Below are 25689 nucleotides of genomic sequence, written 5' to 3'. Positions count from 1 at the left end.
TACCGGGCGGGCCCTTTCGGGCACACCACGCTTCCAGCGATGCGCCGCGCCCCTTGACGGCGCGGCGCACCCTGTGTCAGTTGATCAGGCCGAGCAACGCGCCCTGCACGAAGTAGATGACGAACAGCGCAGCCACCACGTACATGAGCGGGTGCACCTGCCTGGCGTGGCCCTTGACGATCTTGATGAACACGTACGCCAGGAATCCGGCGCCGATACCTGTGGTGATCGAGTAGGAGAACGGCATGAGGATGATGGTGAGGAACGCGGGGATCCCCACCTCCGCGTCGTTCCAGTCAACGTCCACCACCTGGGCGATCATGAGGAACCCGACGAAGACCAGCACCGGGGCCGCCGCCTCGGACGGAACCATGTTGATCAGCGGGGCCAGGAAGATCGCCAGCAGGAACGCGGCACCGGTCACGACGGACGCCAGACCGGTCCGGGCTCCCTCGCCGACGCCCGCGGTGGACTCGATGTAGCAGGTGTTGGACGAGACGGAACCGAATCCACCGGCAGCGGCAGCGACGGAGTCCACCAGCAGGATCTCCGTGGTGCGCGGCGGCATGCCGTGCTCGTCGAGTAGGCCACCCTCGCTGCCCACGGCCACGACGGTGCCCATGGTGTCGAAGAAGTCGGCCAGGAGCAGGGAGAACACCAGCACCGCGAGCGCCAGGAAGTTGGTGAAGGAGAAGGAGCCGTCCGGGAAGAACGCGCCGATCATGTCGACACGGCCGATGAGGCCGAGGTCCGGCAGCGAGGCGACGTCGGAGATCTGCGGCACGTTGAGCGACCACCCGACGGGGTTGAGTCCGTCGGCGGTGAACTGCGGCCCGATCTTCGCGATGGCCTCGATGATCACCGCGGCGACCGTCGCCACGAGGATGGAGATGAGCATCGCGCCCTTGACCTTCAGCACGTGCAGCGCGATGAGCACCATGATGCCGATGAAGAACACCGCGATGGGCCAGCCCATGAGCGAGCCGTTGATGCCCAGCTCGACCGGGGGCGCGCCAGCGGGCTTACGCACGATGCCGGCGTTGATGAGGCCGACGAAGGCGATGAACAGACCGATGCCGACGGAGATGGCGGTGCGCAGCGTCCTCGGGATCGCCTTGAAGACGGCCGTGCGGAAGCCGGTCAGCACCAGGATGAAGATCAGGATGCCCTCCCACACCACGAGGCCCATGGCCTGCGGCCAGGTCATCTGCGGAGCCAGGACGTAGGCGACGAGGGCGTTGAGGCCCAGGCCGGTCGCCAGACCCAAGGGGAATCGGCCGAAGATGCCCATCGCGAGGGTGAGGAGACCCGCGATCAGCGCGGTGGCAGCCGCGACCATGCCGATCGACTGACCGACCGCCGCGTCGTTGACCACCGTCATGGCGGCGTCGGTGAACTTCGGCTGACCCGAGATGAGGTTGCCGCTCTTGTCCACGGCGGTGCCGATGATGAGGGGATTGAGGGCGATGATGTAGGCCATCGCGAAGAATGTCACCAGGCCGCCGCGGATCTCCCGCCCGACGGTCGAGTGACGCTTGGTGATCTCGAAGAAGCCGTCGAGACCGGAGCGCTGGCGCTCCGTCTCGGGATGCAGCCGTGCTGCCTTGGGAGTATTGGTAACCACGGACCGTTATCGTACGGCCACCCGGGCGCGCGGATGAACCGGGGTCCACCGGTGGCCCGGGGAAGCGGTCAGTCGAAGAGCGTGTGGTCGATGCCGACGGTGTCGAACGCGGGCGCGGGCAGTTCCCGGGCGTGGTCGACATCGGCCACGTCCGAGTGGCCCCCGCAGCCGTGTTCCAGCGAGACGACGCGGCCGTCCCACGGGGAGTACTGGTTGGTGCAGGCACCGAACAGGGTGCCGAGCGAGCCGCGGAGCGCGATGAAGTAGCCACACGTCATGCACGGCGCGGGCGCCTCGCGGGACCCCTCGTCGGAGGGTCCGGGCGGTCCCTCGAGCCAGCGCTCGGCCGCCTCGTCGCGACCGTACCTGCTGAGCACGCGGGCCCGGCCGAGGCCCAGCTCGGCCACCGTGGTGCGCAGCTGCACCCACTCGGCGGGGTCCGCGTCCGCGGGGAGGTCCGTGGCGGAGAAGCCGGGCTCCAGGCGGGGGTCGTCGTCCGGGGTGGGCATGAGGGTGCCCGGCACGATGTCGCCCGGGCCGATGCGGTCCGCCCAGGGCACCCACCGCGGTGCGAGCAGCGCGTCCGGGCGCGGCAGGAGCACCACCTCGTTGACCGTGGGGTCCTTGGCGCGGGAGGCGCGCACCAGCGTGACGGCCCACTGCCAGTCCAGGTATCCGGGCCTGAGGCTCTGGAACAGGTGCGTGACCAGCCTGTCGCCGTCCTCCGCCACGATGCCGAGGTGCTCACCCACCGACTCGTCGTCCCCCACCTCGACGGCGGCGGCGCGGGCCAGGTCCACAGCATTGACCGTGACGGCATCCAGCTTGGGCTTTGCCATTTACAGCTCCAGTTCGTCCGCGACCCGGCGCAGCAGCTCGGCCACTCGCGTGGCGTGCTTGGAGTCCGGGTGCCTGCGGTGACGGTAGTCATTGCCGATGCCGTCGAGCATCTTGATGAGGTCTTCGACGATGACGGCCATCTGCTCGGGGTCCTTGCGCGACGCCTTGGACAGCGACGGCGGCGTCTCCAGCTCGCGCAGGCTCAGCGCCTGCTCGCCTCGGCGACCCTCGATGACTCCGAATTCGACGCGCTGCCCCGCCTTGAGCGCCTCGACGCCTGCGGGAAGCGCGTTGGAGCGCACGTAGACGTCGCCGCCGTCGTCCTTGGTGATGAAACCAAAGCCCTTCTCAGCGTCGAAGAATCGCACTTTACCGGTAGGCACGTCGCCCTCATTTGCACTAGTAGCCAGTCAGACAGTGCAGTCTATCCGGTTCGGCGGGCCCTCCCCAACAGGCCGCCGATGACGCGCTCGGTGGCCCCGATGTGCCGGAAGTAGTCCGCGTGCCGGAGTTGGGAGCCGGCCGCCTCGTCGACGATGATCACGGCGCGCGGATGGAACTGCAGTATCGAGGCCGGGCAGGCCGCGGCCACCGGCCCCTCCACCATGGCCGCCACGGCCGCGGCCTTGTGCTCGCCGGAGACCACCATGAGCGCCACCCTGGCCTCCATGATGGTGCCCAGTCCCTGCGTCACGCAGTGCGTGGGGACCTCGTCGTCGGAGGCGAAGAAGCGCGCGTTGTCGCGCCGGGTCTCGGGGGTCAGGGTCTTGACGCGGGTGCGGGAGGAGAAGGAGGAGAACGGCTCGTTGAAGCCGATGTGGCCGTTGCTGCCGATGCCGAGGATCTGGACGTCGACGCCGCCGACCGATGCGATGGCCGCGTCGTAGGCGTCCGCGGCGGCCTGCAGATTTGGTGCCGCGCCGTCGGGCACCCGGACCCGGGCGGGGTCCATGCCCAGGGGGCCGACGACCGTGCGTGCGATGACGCTGCGGTAGCTCTCGGGGTGCTCAGGCGGGATTCCGACGTACTCGTCCAGCGCGAAACCCAACCCGTGGGACACGTCGAGGGCCCCGGCGTCGACGCGCCTGGCCAACTCGGCGTAGAGCCTCAGCGGTGAGCTTCCCGTGGCCAGCCCCAGCACCGGCGTCGGGATCCCCTGCAGATACTCGGCCACCCGGTCCGCCGCCAGTTCGCCCACCCGCTGCGCATCCGCGCACAGCACCACTTCCATCGCCGTCGGCCTCCTGTGCCTCAGTCACCGGCCTCCGCCGCTGCAGCGAGCCTAACCATCGCCGTCTGGGACCCGCGCGTTTGACGTCCATACGCGCACCAGATGCTCACGTCGGCTGCGCGATCACGGGGCGGACCAGGCTGTCCGGCCGCCGGTAGCATGGGGCGCATGGCGAGTTGGAAGGACGGCGCGGCCTACGCGCCGACGGAGCGGCCCGACGGGTTCGCCACGCCCCGCGCCGAGCCGTTGACGTCCGGTGACCCCTGGGCCTCCTCCACGCCGGGCCCCATGGCCCCGCCCGCCACGTTCGAGGCCATTCCCCAGCCGCCGCTCAGCGAGGTGGCCGCCGGCCAGGCCCCCACCCGCGATCCGCGGGACGCGTTCGCCGTCTCGTCGGCAGCGATCGCCCCGGGGCCGAAACCCGGCGTGGCGCGGGACCCGCGGGAGCCCATCGTGACCTCGGCACCCCAGCCGGTGGGCCCCGAGTGGGCCAGCGCCGCAGGCAGCCAGTTGCCAGCGCCCACCGGGCCCCCGCTTCCGCCACCGGGCGAACTGCTGCCGCCTCCGTCGGCGCCACCGGGTCCGCGCGCCCAACCCCAGCAGCGCCAGCTCGCCTTCATCGCCAGCGGGCTGTGCCTCCTCGGTTTCATCCTGCCCGCCCTGTCGCCCTTCGTACTGACCGCAGCCGGGGCGTTGGGCACCCGGATCCAGCCGCTCACCGGGCGCGCGGGCGCGTCCGCGCTGTCCATCGGCCTGGCCACCCTCGGCTGGCAGCTCCTCACGGACACGCTGGGCCGCACCTCCACCGTCGGCATGCTCGTCTCGCTGGCCTTCACCGTCGTGTTCGCCGTCGGCGCGCTGCGCAACCGCTAGAGCGGTAGCTCACCCACCGGCACCGTCGACTCCTCGACGTCGCCCAGGTCGACGGGGACCTCGCCGTCCCAGCGCGCGAGGGTCGCGATCTCGGCCGGCCATGTGTGTTCCGGGAGGGCGTCGAGGGGGAACCACGCGCTGGACACGTGCCGGGACCGCTCACGCCGGGTCAGCCCAGCCGACACCGGTTCGAACCGCTGCGTGTGGTAGCGGAAGAACGTCTCCTCCTGGATGAGGATGCGGTCCGAGTAGCCGCGGAAGAGTCGACGCACGGCCACCGGGCCGACGAGCTGGCCCTCGTCGACGATGAGGCCGGTCTCCTCCTCGAGCTCGCGGGCCGCGGCGGAGCGGACGCGCTCGCGCGGCTCCACTCCCCCGCCGGGTGCCTGCCAGAACCTGGAGCCGGGCACGCCGGGATCCGTGTCGCCCAGGAGCAGCACGTCGTCGCCGGCCAGCACGATCACGCGCGCCGCCAGCCTGCGGGTGACCGGGCGGTCAGCCATGCGTCTGCCGGATGTGGGCCACTTCGTCGTCGATGAGGTCGCGCCAGCTGGCCACCAGCTCCGAATCGACGTAGGCCTTGAAGGAGCCGCCCGGCCGCGCCGGCGAGCCGATGTGGAACGCGCGGACCCCCGCACGCACCAGCCACGGGACGTGCTCCGCGGACAGGCCGCCGCCGGCCATGATGAGGCGCGCCGCCTCCGCGTCCGTCCGGGCCCGGCGGAGGAGATCGTCCAGTCCGTGCTCGACCCCGCGTGCCGAGCCGGCGGTCAGCACCTGGTCCAGCCGGGGCAACGTGCGCAGGTCCGCCCACGCCCGGTCCGGATCCAGGCAGTGGTCGACGGCGCGGTGAAAGGTCCAGGGGAAGGTGCCACCGTCCACCAACGCCGTGACCACCTCCGTGTCGATGCGGTTGAGTCCGTTGAGGAAGCCCAGCACCACCCCGTCGGCGCCCGCGTCGAGATAGGCCGCGATGAGTCCCGTGAGCCGGGTGGCCTCGCCGCCGTCGGTGCCGAAGCCGGCCCTGAGGCGCACCATGGGGCGGATCTGGATCGACGTGGCCCGGCGGACCTTCTCGACGGTGCGCGGCTCGGGGGAGAGGCCGTCGTCGTCCATGGTGCCGACCAGCTCGATCCGGTCCGCGCCGCCCGCCTCCGCGCGCTCGGCGTCCGCCGCGTGCAGTGCGATCACTTCGAGCAGACTCATGGAGCCATCTTGCCAAGTCACTGGCGCCAGCGGGCGTAGGCGCGCACTGTCGGCGGCATGCTGCGCCGGCCTGGATGGACAACTTTGGTCGACAGGGGTTGACTGAGCCGGTGCCTCGCGTCCGCAACCCCATGATCGTCACCCTGCTCGGGCTCCGCGGCAACGGCCGCGCCTCGGTCTACACCGAGCCCCTGTGGGGTCTGTCGATGATGCTGGTCCTGCCGTACGCCTCGGTGTTCATGCTGGCCCTGGGCATCGGCGACGCGCAGATCGGCCTGCTCGCCACCATCTCGATGCTGTCCCAGGTGGTCTTCGGGCTGCTGAGCGGCGTGATCACGGACAAGCTGGGGCGGCGGATGACCACCGCCGTGTTCGACATCGTCGCCTGGGCCATCCCCTGCCTCATCTGGGCCTTCGCCCAGAACTTCTGGTGGTTCCTCGCCGCGTCCATCGTCAACGGCGCCTGGCAGGTGACGCAGAATTCCTGGGACTGCCTGCTGGTCGAGGACGTCGACCGCGCAGAGATCCCCAAGGTGTACTCGCTGGTCAAGGTGGCGGCAGAGTTCTCCGCACTGTTCGCGCCGATCGCCGCGATCCTCGTCTCCACGCTGGGGCTCGAGTTCGCGGTCCGCATCCTCTACCTGAACGCATTCTTCATCATGTCGTTCAAGATCTGGCTGCTCTACCGCTATACCACCGAGACGGCGACGGGCCGCATCCGGATGGAGCAGACCCGCGGCGTGAGCATCTGGCGGTCGTTGTCCGAGTACCGCGGGGTGCTCGGGCTGATCCTGCACTCCAGGGGCACCATCTTCGCGCTCATCATCGCCGCCATCGTCGGCGCCGTCGCGCTGGTCAACGCCACCTTCTGGCAGGTCGTCATCAACCAGCGGCTGGGCGTGCCCGACGCGCTCCTGCCGTTCTTCCCGATGGTCCGCTCCCTGCTCTCGGTGCTGTTCTTCTTCACTCTCATCCCGCTGCTCACCCACGCGAAGCACCTGAAGGCCCCCACCCTGATCGGCTTCGGCGTCTACCTCGCCGGGCAACTCCTGCTGGTGGGTATTCCGAGCTCCGACGGCGCGGCCGGCGCCGCCACCTACGGCCTGCTCGCCGTCTGCCTGATGCTCGACGCGTTCGGCGGCGGCATCCTGTTCATGCTGGCGGAATCCCTGGTGGCTCTCCACGTGGACCGGGACGAGCGGTCGCGGGTCATGGCCATCCAGCGCACGGTGGTGATGTTGGTGACCGCCCCCTTCGGCTGGATCAGCGGCTGGTTGTCGGGCATGGACCGAAGCTGGCCGTTCCTCCTGACGTCCGCGCTGCTGGTGCTGGGCCTGGTCGTCGCAGGATCCTTCTGGGTGACCACGCACTCGGAGACACCCGACGAGGAACTCTCCGCGGCCTGAGGATTGAGCCGGACACGGCTCTCGTCAGGCTGTGTCGAGCCGGACACGGCTCTCGTGGGGCGCTGTTGAGCCGGATCCGAGACTCAACGCCCAATTCGCACCCTTTGAACGATCCAAGCCTCCGCGAAGTCCAGATCCGGCTCATGTGGTGGTGGGCCGGCCACCGCACGGCTCGGTGAGCCAGCCGGTCTCGGCACACTGTTGGGCCGGTTGCTGGCCGCCGCGCTACCGGCCGGAAACATCGGAGGACACCGAAAGGGCGGCCCCGAAACGGGACCGCCCTCCTGGCTTGCCTGTGCGAGGGGTGGCTCAGAAGCCGCCCATGCCGCCCATCTCGTCCATGCCGCCGCCGGCGCCGCCCGCGGGGGCCTTCTCCGGCTTGTCGGCGATGACGGCCTCGGTGGTGAGGAACAGCGCCGCGATGGACGCGGCGTTCTGCAGCGCCGAGCGGGTGACCTTGGCCGGGTCGATGATGCCGGCCGCGACCATGTCGACGTACTCGCCGGTGGCCGCGTCGAGGCCCTGGCCCACGGGCAGGTGCGCGACCTTCTCAGCCACGACACCACCCTCGAGACCGGCGTTGGCCGCGATCTGCTTCAGCGGGGCCGAGGCCGCGGTGAAGACGATCTGCGCGCCGATGGCCTCGTCGCCCTCAAGGCCCTCGACCGTGGCGGCCTTGGACGCCTGCAGCAGCGCGACGCCACCACCAGGCACGATGCCCTCCTCGACGGCCGCCTTCGCGTTGCGCACGGCGTCCTCGATCCGGTGCTTGCGCTCCTTGAGCTCCACCTCGGTGGCCGCGCCGACCTTGATGACGGCCACGCCGCCGGCCAGCTTGGCGAGGCGCTCCTGCAGCTTCTCGCGGTCGTACTCGGAGTCCGAGTTCTCGATCTCGCGACGGATCTGCGAGACGCGACCCTCGATCTGCGCCGACTCGCCGGCGCCCTCGATGATGGTGCACTCGTCCTTCGAGACCATGACGGACCGGGCGGAGCCCAGCAGGTCCACGGTCACGGCGTCGAGCGACAGGCCGACCTCTTCGCTGATGACCTGCGCGCCCGTGAGGATCGCGATGTCCGTCAGCATGGCCTTGCGGCGGTCACCGAAGCCCGGCGCCTTGACGGCGATGGACTTGAACGTACCGCGGATCTTGTTGACGATCAGGCCGGCGAGGGCCTCACCCTCGACGTCCTCGGCGATGACCAGCAGGGGCTTGCCGGACTGCATGACCTTCTCGAGGACCGGCAGGAGGTCCTTGAGCGAGGAGATCTTGGAGTTCACCAGCAGGACATAGGGGTCATCCAGGGTGGCTTCCATGCGCTCGGCATCGGTCACGAAGTAGGGCGAGATGTAGCCCTTGTCGAAGCGCATACCCTCGGTGAGCTCGAGATCCAGCCCGAAGGTGTTGGACTCCTCGACCGTGATCACGCCCTCCTTGCCGACCTTGTCCATCGCCTCGGCGATGATCTCGCCGACGGTGGTGTCAGCGGCGGAGATCGACGCGGTGGCGGCGATCTGCTCCTTGGTCTCGACGTCGATGGCCATGTCGGCCAGCTCGGCGACGATGGCGGCGACGGCCACCTCGATGCCCTTCTTCAGGCTCATCGGGTTGGCGCCGGCGGACACGTTGCGGAGGCCCTCGCGGACCATCGCCTGGGCCAGGACGGTGGCCGTGGTGGTGCCGTCGCCGGCGACGTCGTCAGTCTTCTTGGCGACCTCTTTGACCAGCTCGGCGCCGATGCGCTCGTACGGGTCCTCCAGCTCGATCTCCTTGGCGATGGACACGCCATCGTTGGTGATCGTGGGGGCGCCCCACTTCTTCTCCAGGACGACGTTGCGGCCCTTGGGGCCGAGCGTCACCTTGACCGCGTCTGCCAGCGTGTTCATGCCACGCTCGAGGGCGCGGCGCGCTTCCTCATTGAACTCAATCAGCTTTGCCATGGTGTTTCGGGAGTCCTCCCGTCAAGTGGGGCCTGAGCCCCGAAGTGTGCAGTGTCGGGTGAACCGCGGTGCCCGCGACGGACGGCTAAGCCTCACCGGCAGTTCGGTAGCACTCAAAGCGTGAGAGTGCTAACCCCATTATTAGCACTCGACACAAGAGAGTGCAAAGGCCCACTATGGTCCGGAGACAGAAATCTCGGACGGGAGCCCCGATGGATCTGCCGCGACTCGCGCGGGACACCGCCAATGTGGTCAACCTCTCGACGCCGCTGGGCCTGGCGCTGGCCGTCGTCGGCCGGGCGAGGCTGCGCCGGCGGGGCCACCTGATCGTGGCGGACCGGGCCCGGCTCCCCATCCACAACGCGGGCGCCGTGACCATCGGCTCGGTGGTGCTCATCCCGCATCGCAGCGCCGAGGAGGTGGAGGCCTCCACGCCCACCCTCATGGAACACGAGGACGGGCACGCATGGCAGTACGCGTACAGCCTCGGGTTGCCGTTCCTACCGCTCTACGGCCTGGCCACGCTCTGGTCCATGGTCCGGACCGGGGACCGCGCCAGCGCCAACTACTTCGAGGTGCAGGCGGACCTGCTCAAGGGGGGCTACCGCATCAACCCGACGATGCCCGTGGGGAGCGGGATCCGGCGCCTCCTCAGCCGTGGAGCCGCCGGGCGGAGCGGGCGGCCTGCCGCTGGCCGCGCATCCGACGCAGGCGCTTGACCAGCAGAGGCTTGTAGGCGAGCGCCTCCGGCGTGTCGATGAGGGCGTTGAGCTGCTGGTAGTAGCGCGCCGACGAGAGGCTGAAGTGCTCCATGATGGCCTGTTCCTTCGGCACCGCCGAGGTGAACCACTGATCCTCGAAGTCCAGGATGGCGGCTTCACGTTCGGTCAGATCCACCGGGGCGCTCACGGAGAAGGCTGCAGACATGCCGCTCAGTCTAAACCCGAATCACAACGCTGTCATTAGGCGGTGGCGCAGACTGCTGCCGCGTGGGCGGCTCTCGCGCTACAGTCGAATACGCCCTGGCCCACTCACCCCCGAGGACCACATCACCATGCGCCGACTCACCGGCCACGTCCAGCACTTCGCCTGGGGTAGCCCGACGGAGATCCCCACGATCCTCCGCAGGGATCCCGATGGCCGGCCCTGGGCCGAGTACTGGCTGGGCACTCATCCCAGCGGGCACGCCCACCTCGAGGACGGGAGCGCGCTCGCGGACCTCGTGCAGGAGGCTCCCCACGTGCTGGGCGACGCCAGCCAGACGCAGTTCGGCGCGCGCCTGCCGTTCCTGCTCAAGATCCTGTCGGCGTCGTCCCCGCTCAGCCTCCAGGCCCACCCGTCGCGGGAACAGGCGGAGGTCGGCTATGCCCGCGAGTCGCTCCTCGGGCTCCACCCCAGCGATCCGGTGCGCTCCTTCAAGGACGACTGGCCCAAGCCGGAGGCCATCGTGGCGCTCACCCCGTTCGAGGGACTGCTCGGCTTCCGGGACCCCGTCGAGACCGCGGGGCTCTTCGAGGGTCTGGGCGTGGCGGACGAGCTGGCGTCGGTCATCGGGCCGCTGCGGGACCGACGCGACGCTCCGGCGCTGCAGGAGGTGTTCCTCGACGTCCTCTCACTGGGCGAGCGCCGCTACCTGGTGGACGTCGTCCTGGCCGCCTCGGTGCAGCTCCTCCACGCCCCCGGCAGCCTCGGCGAGTTCGCGCGCACCGCGGTCGAACTCGACGAACACTTCCCGGGGGATCCGGGCATCCTCGCCGCGCTCCTCATGAACCGCTTCGCGCTGCAGCCCGGCGAGGCGGTGGCGCTCGAGGCCGGCGTGATGCATGCCTATCTCCGCGGCACGGGCGTGGAGATCATGGCGAACTCGGACAACGTCATGCGCGGCGGGCTGACGCAGAAGCACATCGACGTCGACGGACTGCTGCAGGTGGTGGGCTTCGAGCCCATGGTCCCGCAGATCCTCGTCGCCTCCGGAGCCGACGGCGTCTACCTCTACCCCACGTCGTTCCCGGAATTCGAGCTGTGGCTGATCGCCCCGTGCGACCCCGCGCCCATCCCGATGCCCCGACCGGACTCGTGCCGGATCGCGCTTGCCACGTCCGGCGCCTTCACGCTGCACGGCGACGGGAGCCCGCACCACCTGGCCTCCGGTGACGCCGTGTTCATTCCCGCCGACGAGCACGTCACGGTCAACGGTCACGGCCAGCTCTTCGTCGCCGCTTCGGGCGCCTAGGTTTCCCACCGGCACCTTCGCCCGGCACAATAGTGGCGCTCGCCTCCTTAGCTCAGCGGCCAGAGCGCTCGCCTTGTAAGCGAGTGGTCGTGGGTTCGACTCCCACAGGAGGCTCCACCGCCGCTGGTTTGTGGGCGCGGGTCGGTGAGACCAGAATGGCCCCATGACTGAACCCAGCAAGTGGGCGCGCATCATCGCCGCGGACCCCGATCACTCTCAGCGCTACATCGAGCGCTTCAAGATGATGGAGGCGGCCGGCCACGACCTGGGCGGAGAGGCCCGCACCGTCGACGCGATGGTGCCGCGAGGTGCCCGCATCCTCGACGCCGGCTGCGGCCCCGGCCGCGTGGGTGGGCGGCTGCACGCGCTGGGCCACGTCGTCGTCGGCGTCGACGTGGACCCGGCGCTCATCGAGGCCGCCGAGATCGACCACCCCGGTCCGACCTGGCTCGTCGGCGACCTCGCCGAGCTTGACCTGCCTGAGCGGGGCGTCGACGGCGACTTCGACGTGATCATCTCCGCCGGCAACGTCATGGGCTTCCTCGCGCCGTCGACGCGCGTTGACGTCCTGCGCCGCTTCGGGACCCACCTGGCGCCCGAGGGTCGCGCCATCATCGGCTTCGGCGGCGGCCGCGGCTACGAGTTCTCGGACTTCTTCGCCGACCTCGACGAGGCGGGGCTTCGCCTGGATCTCGCTTTGTCGACGTGGGACCTGCGCCCGTTCACCGCGGAGTCCGACTTCCTCGTCGCCCTCTGCTGCCGCGCCTGAGACAGGGTCAGGCAGCCTTCGAACGGGCCTTCCGACGCTGGTTGAGGTACGTGGTGACAACGATGAAGATGATCAGCGCGATGGCCACGTACCCGGCCACCTTGGCGTAGACGTTGAGGACGGCCACCGCCGCGTCGCCCAGCTGCCAGCCCATGAGGAAGAAGCCGACGAGCCAGATCGTGGAGGCGATGTAGTCGTAGACGAGGAAGCGCCTGAGGCTCATCCCCGACGCCCCGGCCAGCACGAAGACCACCTGCATGAGCGGCAGAGGCATGGGGATGTAGGCGATGAGGAACCCCAGCGGCCCCGCCTTCTCGGCCCACCGCTCGGCTCGGGCGTAGGCCTGCGCGGCGCGCCTGGACTGCCCGGACCAGACCTCGATCATGCCGCGACCCCACAGCTTCCCGGCCCACCAGTAGACCCAGTCGAACTTGAGGCTGAGGATCGACGCGACCACCAGCACCACCGGCCAGTGCGGCATCTCGCCCGTCGAGGCGATGGCCCCGCTGGCCGCGACCGCGGTGCGACCGCCGGTGATCATCGCCAGCCAGTCCGGGGCGGTGGCGAGCAGCCACGCGCGGGTGGGCAACAGGATGAGGCCGAAGACGCCGACGACGCCGAACCAGGCCAGGCAGGCGATGTCGTCGCGGCCCGGCTCCTTGCGCCACGGCATGCCATCGGCCTCCCACCAGGCGGGCTCCGCCTCGACGGCGGCCGGGTGATCCGGGTCGACGGGGCCGGCCGGATCGACGGCGGCGTCGTCGCGCCCCTGCTCATCAGTCACGGGGGGAATCCTACGTCCACAGGCCACGACACCCCCGATCCCGCAGCCGCCGACGGCGTGAACCCTCAAGGCGTGCCTCCCGCTCCGCGGACCCATCTGGGAATTCGGGGGCCCCGGGGTGTAAAGTCACGCAGCAGGAACACCTGATATCAGGTTCCTATCCACTACGGATCGTCGGGCACGTACCTGCCCGTGGAAAGGAATATGGCTATGGCCACCGTTAGTTACCGCGACGCCTCCCGGGTCTACCCCGGCACCGATCGCCCCGCCGTCGACAAGCTCAGCCTCGAGATCGAGGACGGCGAGTTCATGGTTCTCGTCGGCCCCTCGGGTTGCGGCAAGTCCACCTCCCTCCGGATGCTGGCCGGCCTCGAAGAGGTCAACTCCGGCTCCATCTACATCGGCGACCGCGATGTCACCGACCTTCCCCCGAAGGACCGCGACATCGCCATGGTTTTCCAGAACTACGCGCTGTACCCCCACATGACCGTTGCTGACAACATGGGCTTCGCGCTCAAGATGCAGAACGTGCCCAAGGCGGACCGCGAGAAGCGCGTCCAGGAGGCCGCCAAGCTGCTCGGCCTTGAGGACTTCCTCAGCCGCAAGCCGAAGGCCCTCTCCGGCGGCCAGCGTCAGCGCGTCGCCATGGGTCGCGCCATCGTGCGCCAGCCCCAGGTCTTCCTCATGGACGAGCCGCTGTCGAACCTGGACGCCAAGCTCCGGGTCTCCACCCGCACCCAGATCGCCGCGCTCCAGCAGCGCCTCGGCGTCACCACCGTCTACGTCACGCACGACCAGGTCGAGGCCATGACGATGGGTGACCGTGTCGCGGTGATGAAGGACGGCATCCTGCAGCAGGTCGACACCCCGCTGGCCCTCTACGACGCGCCGAAGAACCTCTTCGTCGCCGGCTTCATCGGCTCCCCGGCCATGAACCTGATCTCCGGCAAGCGCGTCGAGGACGGCGTGCAGGTCGGCGACTACGTCGTGCGGATCCCGCGTGACACCCTCAACAAGGCGGCCGGCGGCGAGGACACCCTCACCATCGGCATCCGTCCCGAGGCGTTCCGCGTCGCGGAGGAGGGCATCGGCCTCCACATCGCCGTCGTCGAGGAGCTCGGAGCGGACTCGTTCCTCTACGGCACCCTTGCCAGTTCCCACGAGGACGAGATCGTGAGCGAGCAGCAGTTCGTCGCCCGCGTCGGCGCCCGTACCGCACCCCACAAGGGTGAGGTCGTCCGCCTCTCCGCCGCGCCGGACCAGGTGCACGTGTTCAGCAACAAGACTGAAGAGCGTCTCTCCTGACAGCGAAACAGCACTGACGTGGAGCCCCGGTTCGCCGGGGCTCCACTATTTTTGGGCGATGACGGCATGACGAGAGGAACGCGATGGCAGAGCTTGGCCGATGGACCCAGGGGATGCGCGCGGGGCTGGGCGTGGACCCGGCCCACGGCGCCGTCGTCCCCCCGCTGTACCTGAGCAGCAACTTCACCTTCGCGGGGTTCGACGAGCCCCGCGAGTACGACTACACCCGCTCCGGCAACCCCACCCGGGATCTGCTCAACGAGGCCCTGGCCACGCTGGAGGGCGGGGCCGGGGCCACCACCGTCGCCACCGGCCTGGCGGCCATCACGCTCGTGGCGGAGGCGTTCGTGCCGGCCGGGGGGCGCGTCGTCGTCCAACACGACGCGTACGGCGGCACGTGGCGGCTGTTCAGCTTCCTGGCCTCGCAGGGGCGCTTCGAGGTGGAGTTCGTGGACTTCAACGACGACGCCGCCTTCGATGCGGCGATGGACCGGTCCCCGGCCCTGGTGTGGATCGAGACGCCGTCGAACCCGCTCCTGCGGATCACGGACCTCGCCGATGCCGCCGCCCGGGCGCACGCCGTCGGGGCGCTGGTCGCGGCGGACAACACGTTCCTCTCGCCCCTGCTGCAGCGCCCGCTCGAGCACGGTGTGGACATCGTCATCCACTCCACCACCAAGTTCATCAACGGGCATTCGGACGTGGTGGGGGGCGTGGCGGTCGCCGCAGACCCTGAGGTCCACGCCCGGCTGCGGCTGTGGGCCAACGCCCTCGGGCTCACCGCGAGCCCGTTCGACGCGTACCTCACGCTTCGCGGGCTCCGCACCCTCGACGCCCGCCTGCGTGTGCACGCCGCCAACACCTCGGCCCTGGTGGCGCTCCTGGACGGCCACCCGGCGGTCGAGGCGCTGCACTACCCGGGGCTGGCGGCTCACCCGGGCCACGAGGTCGCGGCGAGGCAGCAGGCCGGATTCGGCTCCCTGATCTCGGTGGACCTGGCCGGCGGCGTCGGCGCCGTCCGCCGCTTCCTGGACGGCCTGCAGATCTTCCACCTCGCCGAATCGCTGGGCGGCGTGGAGTCCCTGGTGTGTCACCCGGAGACCATGACGCACGCCGGGATGACCATCGAAGCTCGCGAGACCGCCGGCATCGGCGGCGGCCTGCTCCGCCTGAGCGTCGGCATCGAGTCCGAGGCGGATCTGGTGGCCGTGGTGGCCGAGGCGCTGAAGCGCGCCGGAGCGTGACCAGAGACTAGACTCACCCCGTGCCCAGGTTCCTCGCTGCCAAGCCGGATGCGGACCTCCTCCAGTTGCCCTGGCAGGTCCCGCTCGTCGACTGGCCGGCGCGCCACCTCGTCGCACTCCCCCGAGGCATCTCGCGCCACGTGGTGCGCTTCATCACCGTCGGGGAGGAGATCTTCGCAGCCAAGGAGATCCTGGAAGAGGTGGCGGTGCAGGAGTACCGCATGCTCACCGAGCTGAAGCGGCTGGGCGTTCCCTCGGTGGACCCCGTGGGCGTGGTCCTCGGGCGGGCGGACTCCGCCGGTGACCATCTGGACCCCATCCTGCTGACCCGGCACCTGCCGTTCTCGTTGCCGTACCGCTCCCTGTTCTACCCGGGCGTCAAGCACGAGACGGTCAACCGGCTGCTCGACGCGATGGTGGCGCTGTTCGCACGTCTCCACCTCACCGGCTTCTACTGGGGCGACGTGTCGCTGTCCAACATCCTGTTCAGGCGCGACGCCGGCGAATTCGCCGCCTACCTCGTCGACGCTGAGACCGGCGAGCTGCACGACACCCTCACGCATGGGCAGCGCGCGCACGACCTCCAGATCGCGCGCACCAACCTCTTCGGCGAGTTCCTCGACCTCGAGGCCGGCGGCATCCTGGACAGCTCACTGGACCCGAAGTGGCTGGTCACCACCATCGAGGACCGCTACCAGCAACTGTGGGCCGAGCTCACCGGCGAGGAGGAGTTCGACGGTTCTGAGCTGTACCGCCTCGAGGGGCGGGTGCGCCGCCTCAACGCGCTGGGCTTCGACGTGGCCGAGATCGACGTCGACACCTCTGCCGACGGCCGCACCATCCGGATGCGGCCCAAGGTGGTGGAGGCCGGGCATCACACGCGCCGCCTCATGCGGCTCACCGGCCTGGATTCCGAGGAGCACCAGGCCAGGCGGCTCCTCAACGACATGGACACCTACCGCGCCAAGACAGCCCCGCACGCCCCCGAGTCGGTGGCGGCGCACAAGTGGCTGGTCGAGGTGTTCGAGCCGGCGGTCACCCGAATCCCGGCGGACCTGCGCGCCAAACGCGACGCGGCGCAGTTCTTCCACGAGGTGCTGGACTACCGCTGGTACCAGTCGCAGCGCGAGAACCGCGAGGTGCCCACCGAGGAGGCGGCGGCCGGGTACATCCATGAGGTGCTCACGCAGCTGCCAGACGAGCAGATGGTCAACGTCGATCCGGTGGGCGGCGAGCTGGCCAACAAGTACGACCCCTCACACGGCTACGTCGACGACAACGACGAGAAGCCCTACGACCCGTGGGAGGACGGCGCCAACGACCCGGAGATCCCGGTGATGGCCGGCTTCGACATCAATGCGCTGCGCGCGAAGGCCGCAGCGAAGAAGTCGAAGGGCTGAGGCCCGGGCCGCCGCCGGCCCGCTAACGCCTGCGTGCGTGCAGCCGCTCGATGAGCCCGTGGTGCAGGCGGTCCGAGTCGACGATCTGCAGTCCCATGGCCTCGACGACGAGGCGCGGGCGGCGGGTCCAGTGCTCGCCCTGCAGGGGGATGGTGACGGCCTCGAGGAGCCACTGCACGGCACGCAGCGCCGGGTTCGTGGAGCCCACATGATCGGCGAGCAGGAGGCTTCCACCCGGCCGCAGGACGCGCACCATCTCCTCGACCCCCCGTCGGTGATCGGCGAATCCGCACAGCGAGTACGTGCACACCACTGCGTCGAAGCTGCCGTCGCCGAACGGGAGATCCTGCCCGTCCGCTATCAGCGAGTCCACCGACAGGCCCAGCCGCTCGATCCTGCGGCGTGCCACCCTCAGCATCCCCTCGCTCAGCTCGACCGCAGTCAGGTCCGTTCCGGGACCGTAGTACGGCAGGCTGAGCCCCGTCCCGACGGCCACCTCCAGCACGTCGCCCTTCGCGCGCTCAGCAACCCACGCGCGGCTCTCCGCCAGGAAACGGCGCTCCATGGGCGCGATCATGGCGTCGAACCGCTCGGCGCCCTCGTCCCAGTGCTGACGGAGCCGGTCCTCGCGTGCTTTCGACATGGGTCAAGTACACCAGCCCACCGGCGTCAGCTGCAGCCCTCCGCGCCGCAGGCTTCGCCCGTGCCGCCGTCGATGGTGATGAGGCTCGGCGTCCGCTCCGACCATGAGACCTCGAGCGCCTGCAGGAACACCTCCGGCGGTTGCGCCCCCGAGACGCCGTACTTGCCGTCGAACACGAAGAACGGGACGCCGCGCACGCCGATCGCGGCGGCCTCGGCGACGTCGCGGCCCACGGCGGCGTCGAGGGCCTCGGAGTCGACCGCGGCGCGCGCCTCCTCCCCGGGCAGCCCCGCCGTCAGCGCGAGCCCGACCAGCACGTCGGCGTCACCGATGTCGCGGCCGCCCTCGAAGTGTGCGGAGAGCAGTGCCTCCTTCAGGCGCCCCGTCCTGGTGCCGCCGTCGGCCGCATCGGCCAGTTTGGCCGCCTGCAGGACGCGGTGCGCCCGGCGGGAGTTGGCCACCACGAGGTTGTCGAAGTCGTACTCCAGCCCCTCGCCGCGGGCCTGCTCCGACACGTGCCTGATCATCTCCTCGACGGTGTGGGCGGGGATTCCCTTCGCCGCGACGAGGTACTCCACCTCGGAGCGATGGTCATGCTGGGGCAGCGTGGGGTCGAGTTGGTAGCTTCGCCACTGGACCGTCACCTGCTCGCGCTGCGGGAACTCGGCCATCGCCCTCTCGAAGCGGCGCTTACCGATGAAGCACCAGGGGCAGGCGATGTCGGACCAGATCTGAACGTCAAGACTCACGGTCACATGATAGTGCATGTTTCAACCAGATCCGCGCGGCGAACCGGCGGCCCGGCCAGTAGACTCACCTGTTGTGACGCTCAAGATCTATGACACCGCGACCCGCTCAGTGCGGGACTTCGTGCCACTCGGCGACGGCACGGTGTCGATCTACCACTGCGGGCTCACCGTGCAGGCGTCGCCGCACCTCGGGCACATCCGCAAGGAGGTCGTCTTCGACGTGCTGCGTCGCTGGTTGGAGCACAAGGGCCTCAGCGTCACCGTCGTGGCCAATGTGACCGACATCGACGACAAGATCCTCGCCAAGTCCGCCGAGGCCGGCGTGGAGTGGTTCGCCCACGCCTACCACTTCGAGCGCGAACTCCACGACGCGTACGCCTCCTTGGGCTGCAAGCCCCCCACCTACGAGCCGCGCGCCACCGGCCACATCCCCGAGATGATCGAGCTCATGGGCACCCTCGTCGAGCGCGGCCACGCCTACGCGGCCCCCGACGGCTCGGGTGACGTGTACTTCGACGTCAAGTCCTGGCCCCGCTACGGCGAGCTGAGCGGGCAGAAGGTCGACGAGATGGAGCCCGCGGCGGACGCGGATCCCCGCGGCAAACGCGACCCTCGCGACTTCGCCCTGTGGAAGGGCCACAAGGAGGGCGAGCCCCTGACCGCGTCGTGGCCCTCGCCCTGGGGTCGCGGCCGCCCGGGCTGGCACCTCGAGTGCTCCGCGATGGCGGGCAAGTACCTCGGCGACACCTTCGACATCCACGGCGGCGGCGTGGACCTGCGCTTCCCGCACCACGAGAACGAGTTGGCGCAGTCCGCTGCGGCCGGCAAGGGGTTCGCGCGGTACTGGATGCACAACGCGTGGGTCACCATGGCGGGCGAGAAGATGAGCAAGTCGCTCGGGAACACCGCCCTGGTCTCCGAGGTCACGAAGACCTACAACCCCCGCGCGGTCCGCTTCTTCCTGCTCGCACCTCACTATCGCTCCACCATCGAGTTCTCCCCGGCCGACGAGGGGACCCGCGGCTCCCTGACCGAGGCGGAGAAGGCGATCGAGCGGATCGACTCCTTCCTCGACCGGGCCGCGGAACACGTCGCCGGCGACTGGCACGCCTCACGAGCCCACCGCCTGCCCCAGTACCGCGCCTTCGAGGAGGCCATGGACGACGATCTGGGCACCCCGGCGGCCACTGCCGCCCTGTTCGACGCCGTACGAGGCGGCAACCAGGCCCTCACATCGGGCGACCCCGAGCAGATCGCGGACCACTACTTCGCGGTCAGCGCGATGCTGAATGTCTTCGGCATCCACCCTGAGGCCGACGAATGGGCTGGCCAGTCCACGGGCAGCGACCTGACCCCCGTCGTCGACGGCCTCGTCGCCGCGCTGCTCGAGCAGCGCGCCAAGGCCCGCCAGGCGAAGGACTGGGCCGCCGCGGACACCATCCGCGACACTCTCGCAGGCCTCGGCCTCGTGATCACAGACACTCCCACCGGCCCCCGGTGGAGCTTGGAGAAGAAGTAGATGGCAGGCAACTCATCGCGCCGCGGCGCGACCAGCAAGGGCAAGAACAAGGCGGCGGGCTCCGGCGGCCGGGTCCGGCGTGCGCTCGAGGGTCGCGGCCCCACCCCCAAGGCGGAGGATCGCCCCTACCACAAGGCGTACAAGGCCAAGCAGATGGCGCAGCGCCAGCAGGCGGGCCGGCCCAGGACGTCGAAGGCGCCCGCCGGTGCGGACTGGGTGGTGGGACGCAACCCGGTCTTCGAGGCGCTGACGGCCGGCCTGCCGGTGAAGCAGGCCTACGTCGCCGAGGGCGCCGAACGCGACGACCGCCTCCGCGACATCCTCAAGTTCACGGCCGAGCACGGGATCCCGCTGCTTCAGGTGACCCGCGCCGAGCTGGACCGGGTCACCGGCGGACTCGTGCACCAGGGCGTGGCCGTACAGCTGCCGGCCTACGAGTACGCGGACCACGAGGACGTGCTGGCCGATGCGCTGGACCTCGACGGCATCGTCGTGGCCCTGGACGGCATCACGGATCCCCGCAACCTCGGCGCCATCATCCGGTCAGCGGCGGCCTTCGGGGCGCAGGGCATCATCATCCCGTCGCGACGCTCGGCGTCGATGACCGCCACGGCGTGGAAGACCTCCGCGGGGGCAGCCGCGCGGCTGCCGATCGCCATGGCCACCAACCTCAACCGCGCGCTGGAGCAGGCGTCGAAGATGGGCTTCACCATCGTCGGCCTTGCCGGCGAAGCTGAGATCCCGGTTTCAGGCGTCCCGGGCGTCGACGGGCCACTGGTCATCGTCGTCGGCTCGGAGGACGAGGGCTTGGCGCGCCTGGTGCGTGAGCACTGCGACGCACTGGTGTCGATTCCCATTGCACGCGGTGTGGAATCTCTGAACGCGTCGGTCGCGGCCGCCGTGGCGCTGTACGAGGTGACGCAGCAGCGCGCGGGGATCACCCCGTCGGAGTGACGTCCAGCCGCCGGCCTCGAGGATGCCTCGGGCCGGCGGGGGGACTAGATTTGGACCCACACCCGCACACCCAAGGAGAACAGTGAGCGATCTCGAGTCGGTCTCGTCGGCCTACCGGACCCTTCTGGGCATGATCGAGAAGGTGGAGCCCCGCATCGCCCAGGCGACGCGGCAGGAACTCACCGATCAGCGCGCGTCGCTGAAGCTCATCGCGTCCGAGAACTACGCCAGCCTCCCAGTGCTCGCCACCATGGGCACCTGGCTCAGCGACAAGTACGCCGAGGGCACCGTCGGCCACCGCTTCTACGCGGGCTGCCAGAACGTGGACACGGTGGAGGCCGTCGCCGCCGAACACGCGCGCGAGCTGTTCGGCGCCGAATACGCCTACGTTCAGCCACACTCCGGCATCGACGCGAACCTCACCGCGTACTGGGCCATCCTGGCGCACAAGATCGAGTCCCCCGCGCTGGCCGAGTTCGGCGCGAAGGGCGTGGCGGAGCTGTCCGAGGCGGACTGGGAGACCCTACGTCGACGCTTCGGCGACCAGCGGCTGCTCGGCATGTCACTCGACGCCGGCGGACACCTCACGCACGGCTTCCGCCCCAACGTGTCGGGCAAGATGTTCCACCAGCGCTCCTACGGCACGGATCCGGAGACCCAGCTCCTGGACTACGACGCGCTCGCGGCTCAGGCGCGCGAGTTCAAGCCGCTGATCCTCGTGGCCGGCTACTCCGCCTACCCACGGCGCGTGAACTTCGCCACGATGCGCGAGATCGCCGACGAGGTGGGCGCCGTGCTCATGGTGGACATGGCGCACTTCGCCGGACTCGTGGCCGGCAAGGTGTTCACCGGCGACGAGGACCCGGTGCCCCACGCCCACGTCGTGACCACCACCACGCACAAGTCCCTGCGCGGCCCGCGCGGCGGCATGGTGCTGGCCACCGAGGAGTTCGCGCCGTCCGTGGATCGCGGCTGCCCGCTCGTCCTGGGCGGCCCGCTCTCCCACGTCATGGCCGCGAAGGCCGTGGCGCTCGCGGAGGCCCGCACCGCCGAGTTCCGGACCTACGCCCAGAATGTGGCGGACAACGCGAAGGCGCTGGCCGAGGGGCTCCTCCGTCGTGGGGTGAGCCTGGTCTCCGGCGGCACGGACAACCACATCGTGCTGATGGACGTCCGCTCCTTCGGGCTGACCGGCCGCCAGGCAGAGGCCGCCCTGCTCGAGTCCGGCATCGTGACCAACCGCAACGCCGTCCCCCATGATCCCAACGGCGCCTGGTACACCACCGGCGTGCGGCTCGGCACCCCGGCGCTCACCTCGCGCGGCTTCACGCAGTCGGACATGGACGCGGTGGCGGACATGATCGCCGGCGTCCTGTCGTCGACCACCCCCACGACGACCAGCGCGGGCGCGCCGAGCAAGGCGAAGTACGAACTCACCGACGACGCCCGCAGCGGCTCACTGGCCGAGGCCGAGCGCCTGCTGCGGATGCACCCGCTGTACCCCGGCTTCGAGATCTGAGGTCAGCGCGAGTACAACGCGCCCTGGACGGTGTGGATGAACTGCGTCATCGACGCGGGTAGGTCCTGCAGGTGCCACGTGCCCGGCGCGTGGTACCAGTCCAGGGCGTCGGGGTCCGGGATGGTGTCGTCGTCGTCAGCCGCGACCATGGCGTCCAGCCACCGCTCCTTGCCGCCCAGCACGACGGTGTAGCCCAGCAGCCGCGAGATCTCGTCCAGCTCGCGCCCCCGAGGCATCTCCGTCGTGGGGTGCGTCGCCAGCAGCGCCGACAGCGCCTGGAGTCCGGTGAGGAGCGCGGCGCCGGCGGCTGTGCGGCGCGGCATGCGGTCCGCCACGCCGACGACGGCGCCGCCCACAGCGAGCAGCACCAGCGCCACCAGCCCGAGGGTGGTGAACGCGACGAGGGCGACGGCCGCGATGAACGCGAGGCCGAGCACGACGTAGCCGCGGGTCCGCCACGAGGACCTGGTGGAATCGGGTCGCTGCTCGAACCAGCCGCGCGCCACCACGTCGTCGTAGAGCGCGTCCTGGATCCGGTCGATGCGCCCCTCGCCCAACCTGGCCGCGAGGCCCGACACCAGCTTCTGCTCGCCCACCGGAGCCACCGCATCCAGCAGCTCACGCTCGAAGCGCGCCAGGTCCTCCGGCGATGCCGCGGTGCGCTCCAGTGCCCAGTCCAGCAGCCCGTGGCTGGGGCGCGGCAGTTCGGTGATCCGCAGGTGTCCGCGCACCGCGAGGTCCACGAGGCTGGCGGTGATGTCCACCGGGTCCACCCGCTCATCTGCGACGGTGCCCACGTGTCCGGGCCGCACCCCCTCGGGAACCCGGAACACCGACTCCCCGTGGCCCACGGGCGCGAACGATGCGATGGCGCGCGGCGCCGCGGGGTCGAGGTCGCGGCCGGCGCGGCGGTGCAGGAGGGTGACGAGCGCCGCGCCCAGAAGCGCCGTGCCCAGAGCGGCCAGCACCGCCGGCCACGACACCTCGAAGGCCCGGTCGAGGCTCCAGCGTTCGGCGACGTCCGCCGTCGCCGCCACCGCCTCAGCCGGGTATGCGACGCTCAGCACCACCTCGTCGCCGGCGGCGCGGGGACCGTCCTGGAAGGAGGGCGTGGGCTGATCGAACGTGCCGCCGCTCAACGCGGCACACCGCCCCACGCTCCCGGGCGGGCCGGCCACGCAGTCCATGAGTTGCTGGGTGGCCGGCCCCTCGACGGTGCCAGCCACGTGCGCGAGCGCCACGGGCATCCCCTGGATCAGCGGCCACTCCAGCAGCGTCAGCGCACCGTCCTGACCCTGTTCGGCGCGGGTGGCTCCGTGCACCTCGTAGGACACGGTGACCGCCCCGGGGCCGTCGACGCCGACGCGGATCTCCACCTGGGTGGCGGTGGTCGTGGTGGACAGGTCGGCGCTCTGGCCGCCGACGGTGGCGGTGATGTCCGAAATCCGGTACCGGTGGTAGGAGGAGCCGTCGATGTCGCGGCGCAGCGCCAGCACCTGGGTCAGCTCGTCCAACGGGCCGTCGAAGGTGAGGGTCTGGGTGACGCGCAGCGTGCCGTCCCCCTGCACGACGGCCGCGACCTCGGCGGAGGCGCCGCCGTCGTCCGCCAGGGCCGCCTGCGGTGCCCCGAGCAGCAGCGCGACGGCGGCGCTCAGCAATGCCCACCCCGCACGGACCGCAGTCACCGCATGACCATGGCCACGGCGATGGCCGCGACCCCCTCGCCCCGCCCGGTCAGCCCGAGGCCGTCGGTGGTGGTGGCGCTCAGCGTGACCGGCGCCCCGACGGCGGCGCTCAGCGCCAACTCGGCCTCGGCCCGGCGCGATGCGAGCCGGGGCCGGTTCCCGATCACCTGGACCGAGACGTTGCCGATGGTGAATCCCGCGGCCCGGACGCGGCGCGCGGTCTCCGTGAGGAAGGCGATACCGCTCGCGCCCGCCCACTGCGGCTCCGAGGTCCCGTAGTTGCTTCCGAGGTCCCCGAGGCCGGAGGCGCTGAACAGCGCGTCGCAGGCGGCGTGGGCCGCGACGTCGCCGTCGGAGTGTCCGGCCAGGCCGGCCGGCTCGTCGGGGAAGTGCAGGCCGGCCACCCACATCGCGACGCCCGGCTCGAGCCGGTGCACGTCTGTGCCGATACCCACGCGTGTCATGCGCTCCCCCTGTCGCCGGCGTGAACGGAGCGGTGGCGCTCCGCGAGGATGGCCTGGGCCAGGATGAGGTCTACCGGCTCGGTGATCTTCATGGCGTCCCGGTGGCCCCCGACCAGCGTGACGTGCAGGCCCACGTGTTCGCAGGCGGCGGCGTCGTCGGTGACCTCCACGCCTTCCTGCGCGACCCTCTGGTGCGCGTCGCGCAGCTGCCCGTAGCGGGCGCCCTGTGGCGTCTGCACCGCCCGCAACGGCGACCGGTCCACCACCACGGACGCGTGATGGCCGATGCGTCGGATGGAGTCCACGACCGGGACCACCGGGACGACCACGTCGTCACCGGCGGCGACGGCGTCCGCGACGGCGCGGACCACGGCCGCGGGCACCAGCGCCCGGGCGGCGTCGTGCACGAGAACCACCGCGTCGTCGGCGACGGCGAGCGCATCCAGCCCGAGCCGGACCGATTCCTGGCGGGTTGCGCCGCCCCGCACAGTGCGGACGGGGACCGCCGCGCCCGCGAGGGACTGGGTGAACTCCCGGTCCCGCCCGGCGGGGATGGTGACGACGATCTGCGTCACGCCGCCGTCGGCCAGGGCGTCCACGGCGCGGCGCACCAGCGCGATCCCGTCGAGCTCGACGAGCGCCTTCGGCAGCGCGGCCCCGAACCGGGAACCAGAACCGGCCGCCACCACAACGGCGACGACCGGCGTATCAAGATGTGACACCTGGGTCTGTTTTCAGGAGGCGAGGACCTCGTCGAGCATGACCTCGGCCTTGTCCTCGTCGGTGCGCTCGGCGAGCGCGAGTTCGGCGATCAGGATGGTGCGGGCCTTGGCCAGCATCCGCTTCTCGCCTGCGGAGAGGCCCTTGTCGCGGTCACGGCGCCACAGGTCTCGGACGACCTCGGACACCTTGATCACGTTGCCGGAGTGCAGCTTCTCCATGTTGGCCTTGAACCGGCGGGACCAGTTCGACGGCTCCTCGGTGTGCTCAGCACGAAGGACCGCGAACACCTTCTCCAATCCGTCGGCATCAACCACGTCACGAACGCCCACCAGGTCCAGATTGCAGGCCGGTACGCTGATCACAAGGTCGTTTTGTCCGATGACGCGGAGGACCAGGTACAGCCTGTCCTCACCTTTGATGGTCTTGTTCTCGATGTCTTCAATGACAGCCGTCCCATGATTGGGGTAGACCACCGTTTCACCGATCGAAAAAGTCATTCTCACTGACCCCTTTCCAAGACCCAATTCTAGCAGCCCGCCCACCCATGGCCCAGACGACGATTCTTAGCCGACCCCGA

At 70.1% G+C, this 25689-nt stretch carries 26 protein-coding genes and 1 tRNA gene; 12 read left to right on the top strand and 15 right to left on the bottom strand.

The window, feature by feature from the left end:
• Positions 1 to 76: 76 nt before the first annotated feature.
• The 4 genes from ACX1D0_RS00285 to nagB form a co-directional block, all read right to left on the bottom strand.
• Complete coding sequence (locus ACX1D0_RS00285; protein WP_459018925.1) at positions 77 to 1624, bottom strand: NCS2 family permease; 1548 nt, start codon at positions 1622 to 1624, stop codon at positions 77 to 79.
• 68 nt (positions 1625 to 1692) lie between these two features.
• Positions 1693 to 2463 (bottom strand): DUF3027 domain-containing protein, encoded by a 771-nt coding sequence (locus ACX1D0_RS00280; protein WP_459018924.1) that lies wholly within the window; start codon positions 2461 to 2463, stop codon positions 1693 to 1695.
• Positions 2464 to 2847: a cold-shock protein gene (locus tag ACX1D0_RS00275; protein WP_459018923.1), complete on the bottom strand. Its 384-nt coding sequence runs from the start codon at positions 2845 to 2847 to the stop codon at positions 2464 to 2466. It lies immediately after the preceding gene.
• A gap of 41 nt (positions 2848 to 2888) precedes the next feature.
• Complete coding sequence (gene nagB, locus ACX1D0_RS00270) at positions 2889 to 3695, bottom strand: glucosamine-6-phosphate deaminase (RefSeq protein WP_459018922.1); 807 nt, start codon at positions 3693 to 3695, stop codon at positions 2889 to 2891.
• Positions 3696 to 3863: 168 nt separating this feature from the next.
• Between nagB and ACX1D0_RS00265 the strand changes: the two genes are divergently transcribed.
• Positions 3864 to 4568 (top strand): hypothetical protein, encoded by a 705-nt coding sequence (locus ACX1D0_RS00265; RefSeq protein WP_459018921.1) that lies wholly within the window; start codon positions 3864 to 3866, stop codon positions 4566 to 4568.
• On the opposite strand, the gene ACX1D0_RS00260 is transcribed toward ACX1D0_RS00265, so the two are convergent.
• Positions 4565 to 5071, bottom strand: a complete 507-nt coding sequence (locus tag ACX1D0_RS00260; RefSeq protein WP_459018920.1) for an NUDIX hydrolase — start codon at positions 5069 to 5071, stop codon at positions 4565 to 4567. The two genes, ACX1D0_RS00265 and ACX1D0_RS00260, sit on opposite strands and share 4 nt — an antisense overlap.
• A complete protein-coding gene (locus tag ACX1D0_RS00255; RefSeq protein ID WP_459018919.1) occupies positions 5064 to 5774 on the bottom strand; it encodes a copper homeostasis protein CutC in 711 nt (236 codons plus the stop codon). Before ACX1D0_RS00255 ends, ACX1D0_RS00260 begins: the two co-directional genes overlap by 8 nt.
• A 110-nt stretch (positions 5775 to 5884) precedes the next feature.
• Between ACX1D0_RS00255 and ACX1D0_RS00250 the strand changes: the two genes are divergently transcribed.
• Complete coding sequence (locus ACX1D0_RS00250; RefSeq protein ID WP_459018918.1) at positions 5885 to 7180, top strand: MFS transporter; 1296 nt, start codon at positions 5885 to 5887, stop codon at positions 7178 to 7180.
• Between the two features lie 309 nt (positions 7181 to 7489).
• Here the strand turns inward: ACX1D0_RS00250 and groL are convergent, their stop codons facing one another.
• Complete coding sequence (gene groL / locus ACX1D0_RS00245) at positions 7490 to 9121, bottom strand: chaperonin GroEL (protein WP_459018917.1); 1632 nt, start codon at positions 9119 to 9121, stop codon at positions 7490 to 7492.
• 212 nt (positions 9122 to 9333) lie between these two features.
• Between groL and ACX1D0_RS00240 the strand changes: the two genes are divergently transcribed.
• Positions 9334 to 9840 carry a hypothetical protein gene (locus tag ACX1D0_RS00240; RefSeq protein WP_459018916.1) on the top strand — a complete coding sequence of 169 codons (507 nt, stop codon included), beginning with the start codon at positions 9334 to 9336 and terminating at the stop codon, positions 9838 to 9840.
• Here ACX1D0_RS00240 and ACX1D0_RS00235 read toward each other — a convergent pair.
• Positions 9773 to 10048: a DUF3263 domain-containing protein gene (locus ACX1D0_RS00235; RefSeq protein WP_459018915.1), complete on the bottom strand. Its 276-nt coding sequence runs from the start codon at positions 10046 to 10048 to the stop codon at positions 9773 to 9775. The two genes, ACX1D0_RS00240 and ACX1D0_RS00235, sit on opposite strands and share 68 nt — an antisense overlap.
• Positions 10049 to 10175: 127 nt before the next feature.
• On the opposite strand from ACX1D0_RS00235, the gene manA reads away from it, so the two are divergent.
• The 3 genes from manA to ACX1D0_RS00220 all read left to right on the top strand — a co-directional run bounded on the left by manA (position 10176) and on the right by ACX1D0_RS00220 (position 12123).
• On the top strand, positions 10176 to 11354 hold the full coding sequence (gene manA / locus ACX1D0_RS00230; RefSeq protein WP_459018914.1) for a mannose-6-phosphate isomerase, class I: 1179 nt from the start codon (positions 10176 to 10178) through the stop codon (positions 11352 to 11354).
• Positions 11355 to 11395: 41 nt separating this feature from the next.
• A tRNA-Thr gene (locus ACX1D0_RS00225) sits at positions 11396 to 11471 on the top strand.
• A gap of 46 nt (positions 11472 to 11517) precedes the next feature.
• Positions 11518 to 12123, top strand: coding sequence for a class I SAM-dependent methyltransferase (locus ACX1D0_RS00220; protein WP_459018913.1), 606 nt, complete (start codon positions 11518 to 11520; stop codon positions 12121 to 12123).
• Positions 12124 to 12130: 7 nt separating this feature from the next.
• Here the strand turns inward: ACX1D0_RS00220 and ACX1D0_RS00215 are convergent, their stop codons facing one another.
• Positions 12131 to 12907 (bottom strand): DedA family protein, encoded by a 777-nt coding sequence (locus ACX1D0_RS00215; RefSeq protein ID WP_459018912.1) that lies wholly within the window; start codon positions 12905 to 12907, stop codon positions 12131 to 12133.
• 210 nt (positions 12908 to 13117) lie between these two features.
• Between ACX1D0_RS00215 and ACX1D0_RS00210 the strand changes: the two genes are divergently transcribed.
• The 3 genes from ACX1D0_RS00210 to ACX1D0_RS00200 all read left to right on the top strand — a co-directional run bounded on the left by ACX1D0_RS00210 (position 13118) and on the right by ACX1D0_RS00200 (position 16856).
• The gene (locus ACX1D0_RS00210; RefSeq protein WP_459018911.1) at positions 13118 to 14212 is read left to right on the top strand and encodes an ABC transporter ATP-binding protein; all 1095 of its coding nucleotides are present in this window, start codon (positions 13118 to 13120) and stop codon (positions 14210 to 14212) included.
• 83 nt (positions 14213 to 14295) lie between these two features.
• A complete protein-coding gene (gene metB / locus ACX1D0_RS00205) occupies positions 14296 to 15456 on the top strand; it encodes a cystathionine gamma-synthase (RefSeq protein WP_459018910.1) in 1161 nt (386 codons plus the stop codon).
• Positions 15457 to 15476: 20 nt separating this feature from the next.
• Complete coding sequence (locus ACX1D0_RS00200) at positions 15477 to 16856, top strand: DUF4032 domain-containing protein (protein WP_459018909.1); 1380 nt, start codon at positions 15477 to 15479, stop codon at positions 16854 to 16856.
• 22 nt (positions 16857 to 16878) lie between these two features.
• Here the strand turns inward: ACX1D0_RS00200 and ACX1D0_RS00195 are convergent, their stop codons facing one another.
• Together ACX1D0_RS00195 and ACX1D0_RS00190 are read right to left on the bottom strand one after the other, a co-directional pair.
• The gene (locus tag ACX1D0_RS00195; protein ID WP_459018908.1) at positions 16879 to 17499 is read right to left on the bottom strand and encodes a class I SAM-dependent methyltransferase; all 621 of its coding nucleotides are present in this window, start codon (positions 17497 to 17499) and stop codon (positions 16879 to 16881) included.
• A gap of 26 nt (positions 17500 to 17525) precedes the next feature.
• A complete protein-coding gene (locus tag ACX1D0_RS00190) occupies positions 17526 to 18248 on the bottom strand; it encodes a DsbA family oxidoreductase (RefSeq protein WP_459018907.1) in 723 nt (240 codons plus the stop codon).
• Between the two features lie 73 nt (positions 18249 to 18321).
• On the opposite strand from ACX1D0_RS00190, the gene cysS reads away from it, so the two are divergent.
• The 3 genes from cysS (at position 18322) to ACX1D0_RS00175 (ending at position 22240) form a co-directional block, all read left to right on the top strand.
• Positions 18322 to 19767 carry a cysteine--tRNA ligase gene (cysS, locus tag ACX1D0_RS00185; RefSeq protein ID WP_459018906.1) on the top strand — a complete coding sequence of 482 codons (1446 nt, stop codon included), beginning with the start codon at positions 18322 to 18324 and terminating at the stop codon, positions 19765 to 19767.
• Positions 19768 to 20721 carry a 23S rRNA (guanosine(2251)-2'-O)-methyltransferase RlmB gene (rlmB, locus tag ACX1D0_RS00180; protein WP_459018905.1) on the top strand — a complete coding sequence of 318 codons (954 nt, stop codon included), beginning with the start codon at positions 19768 to 19770 and terminating at the stop codon, positions 20719 to 20721. It abuts the gene before it with no gap.
• An 82-nt stretch (positions 20722 to 20803) separates the two neighbouring features.
• A complete protein-coding gene (locus ACX1D0_RS00175) occupies positions 20804 to 22240 on the top strand; it encodes a glycine hydroxymethyltransferase (RefSeq protein ID WP_459018904.1) in 1437 nt (478 codons plus the stop codon).
• 2 nt (positions 22241 to 22242) lie between these two features.
• Here the strand turns inward: ACX1D0_RS00175 and ACX1D0_RS00170 are convergent, their stop codons facing one another.
• The 4 genes from ACX1D0_RS00170 to ACX1D0_RS00155 are packed head-to-tail and all read right to left on the bottom strand — an operon-like array spanning position 22243 to position 25609.
• Positions 22243 to 23925, bottom strand: coding sequence for a DUF2207 family protein (locus tag ACX1D0_RS00170; protein WP_459018903.1), 1683 nt, complete (start codon positions 23923 to 23925; stop codon positions 22243 to 22245).
• Positions 23922 to 24389, bottom strand: a complete 468-nt coding sequence (ispF, locus tag ACX1D0_RS00165; protein WP_459018902.1) for a 2-C-methyl-D-erythritol 2,4-cyclodiphosphate synthase — start codon at positions 24387 to 24389, stop codon at positions 23922 to 23924. Before ispF ends, ACX1D0_RS00170 begins: the two co-directional genes overlap by 4 nt.
• A complete protein-coding gene (ispD, locus tag ACX1D0_RS00160) occupies positions 24386 to 25111 on the bottom strand; it encodes a 2-C-methyl-D-erythritol 4-phosphate cytidylyltransferase (protein WP_459018901.1) in 726 nt (241 codons plus the stop codon). The genes ispF and ispD overlap by 4 nt, the downstream gene beginning before the upstream one ends.
• 12 nt (positions 25112 to 25123) lie before the next feature.
• Entirely contained in the window at positions 25124 to 25609 is a 486-nt protein-coding gene (locus ACX1D0_RS00155; RefSeq protein ID WP_459018900.1) for a CarD family transcriptional regulator, read from the bottom strand.
• Positions 25610 to 25689 lie beyond the last annotated feature (80 nt).

It is taken from the genome of Tessaracoccus pujii (assembly GCF_054483895.1).
This window is presented reverse-complemented; position numbering and strand designations above follow the sequence as displayed.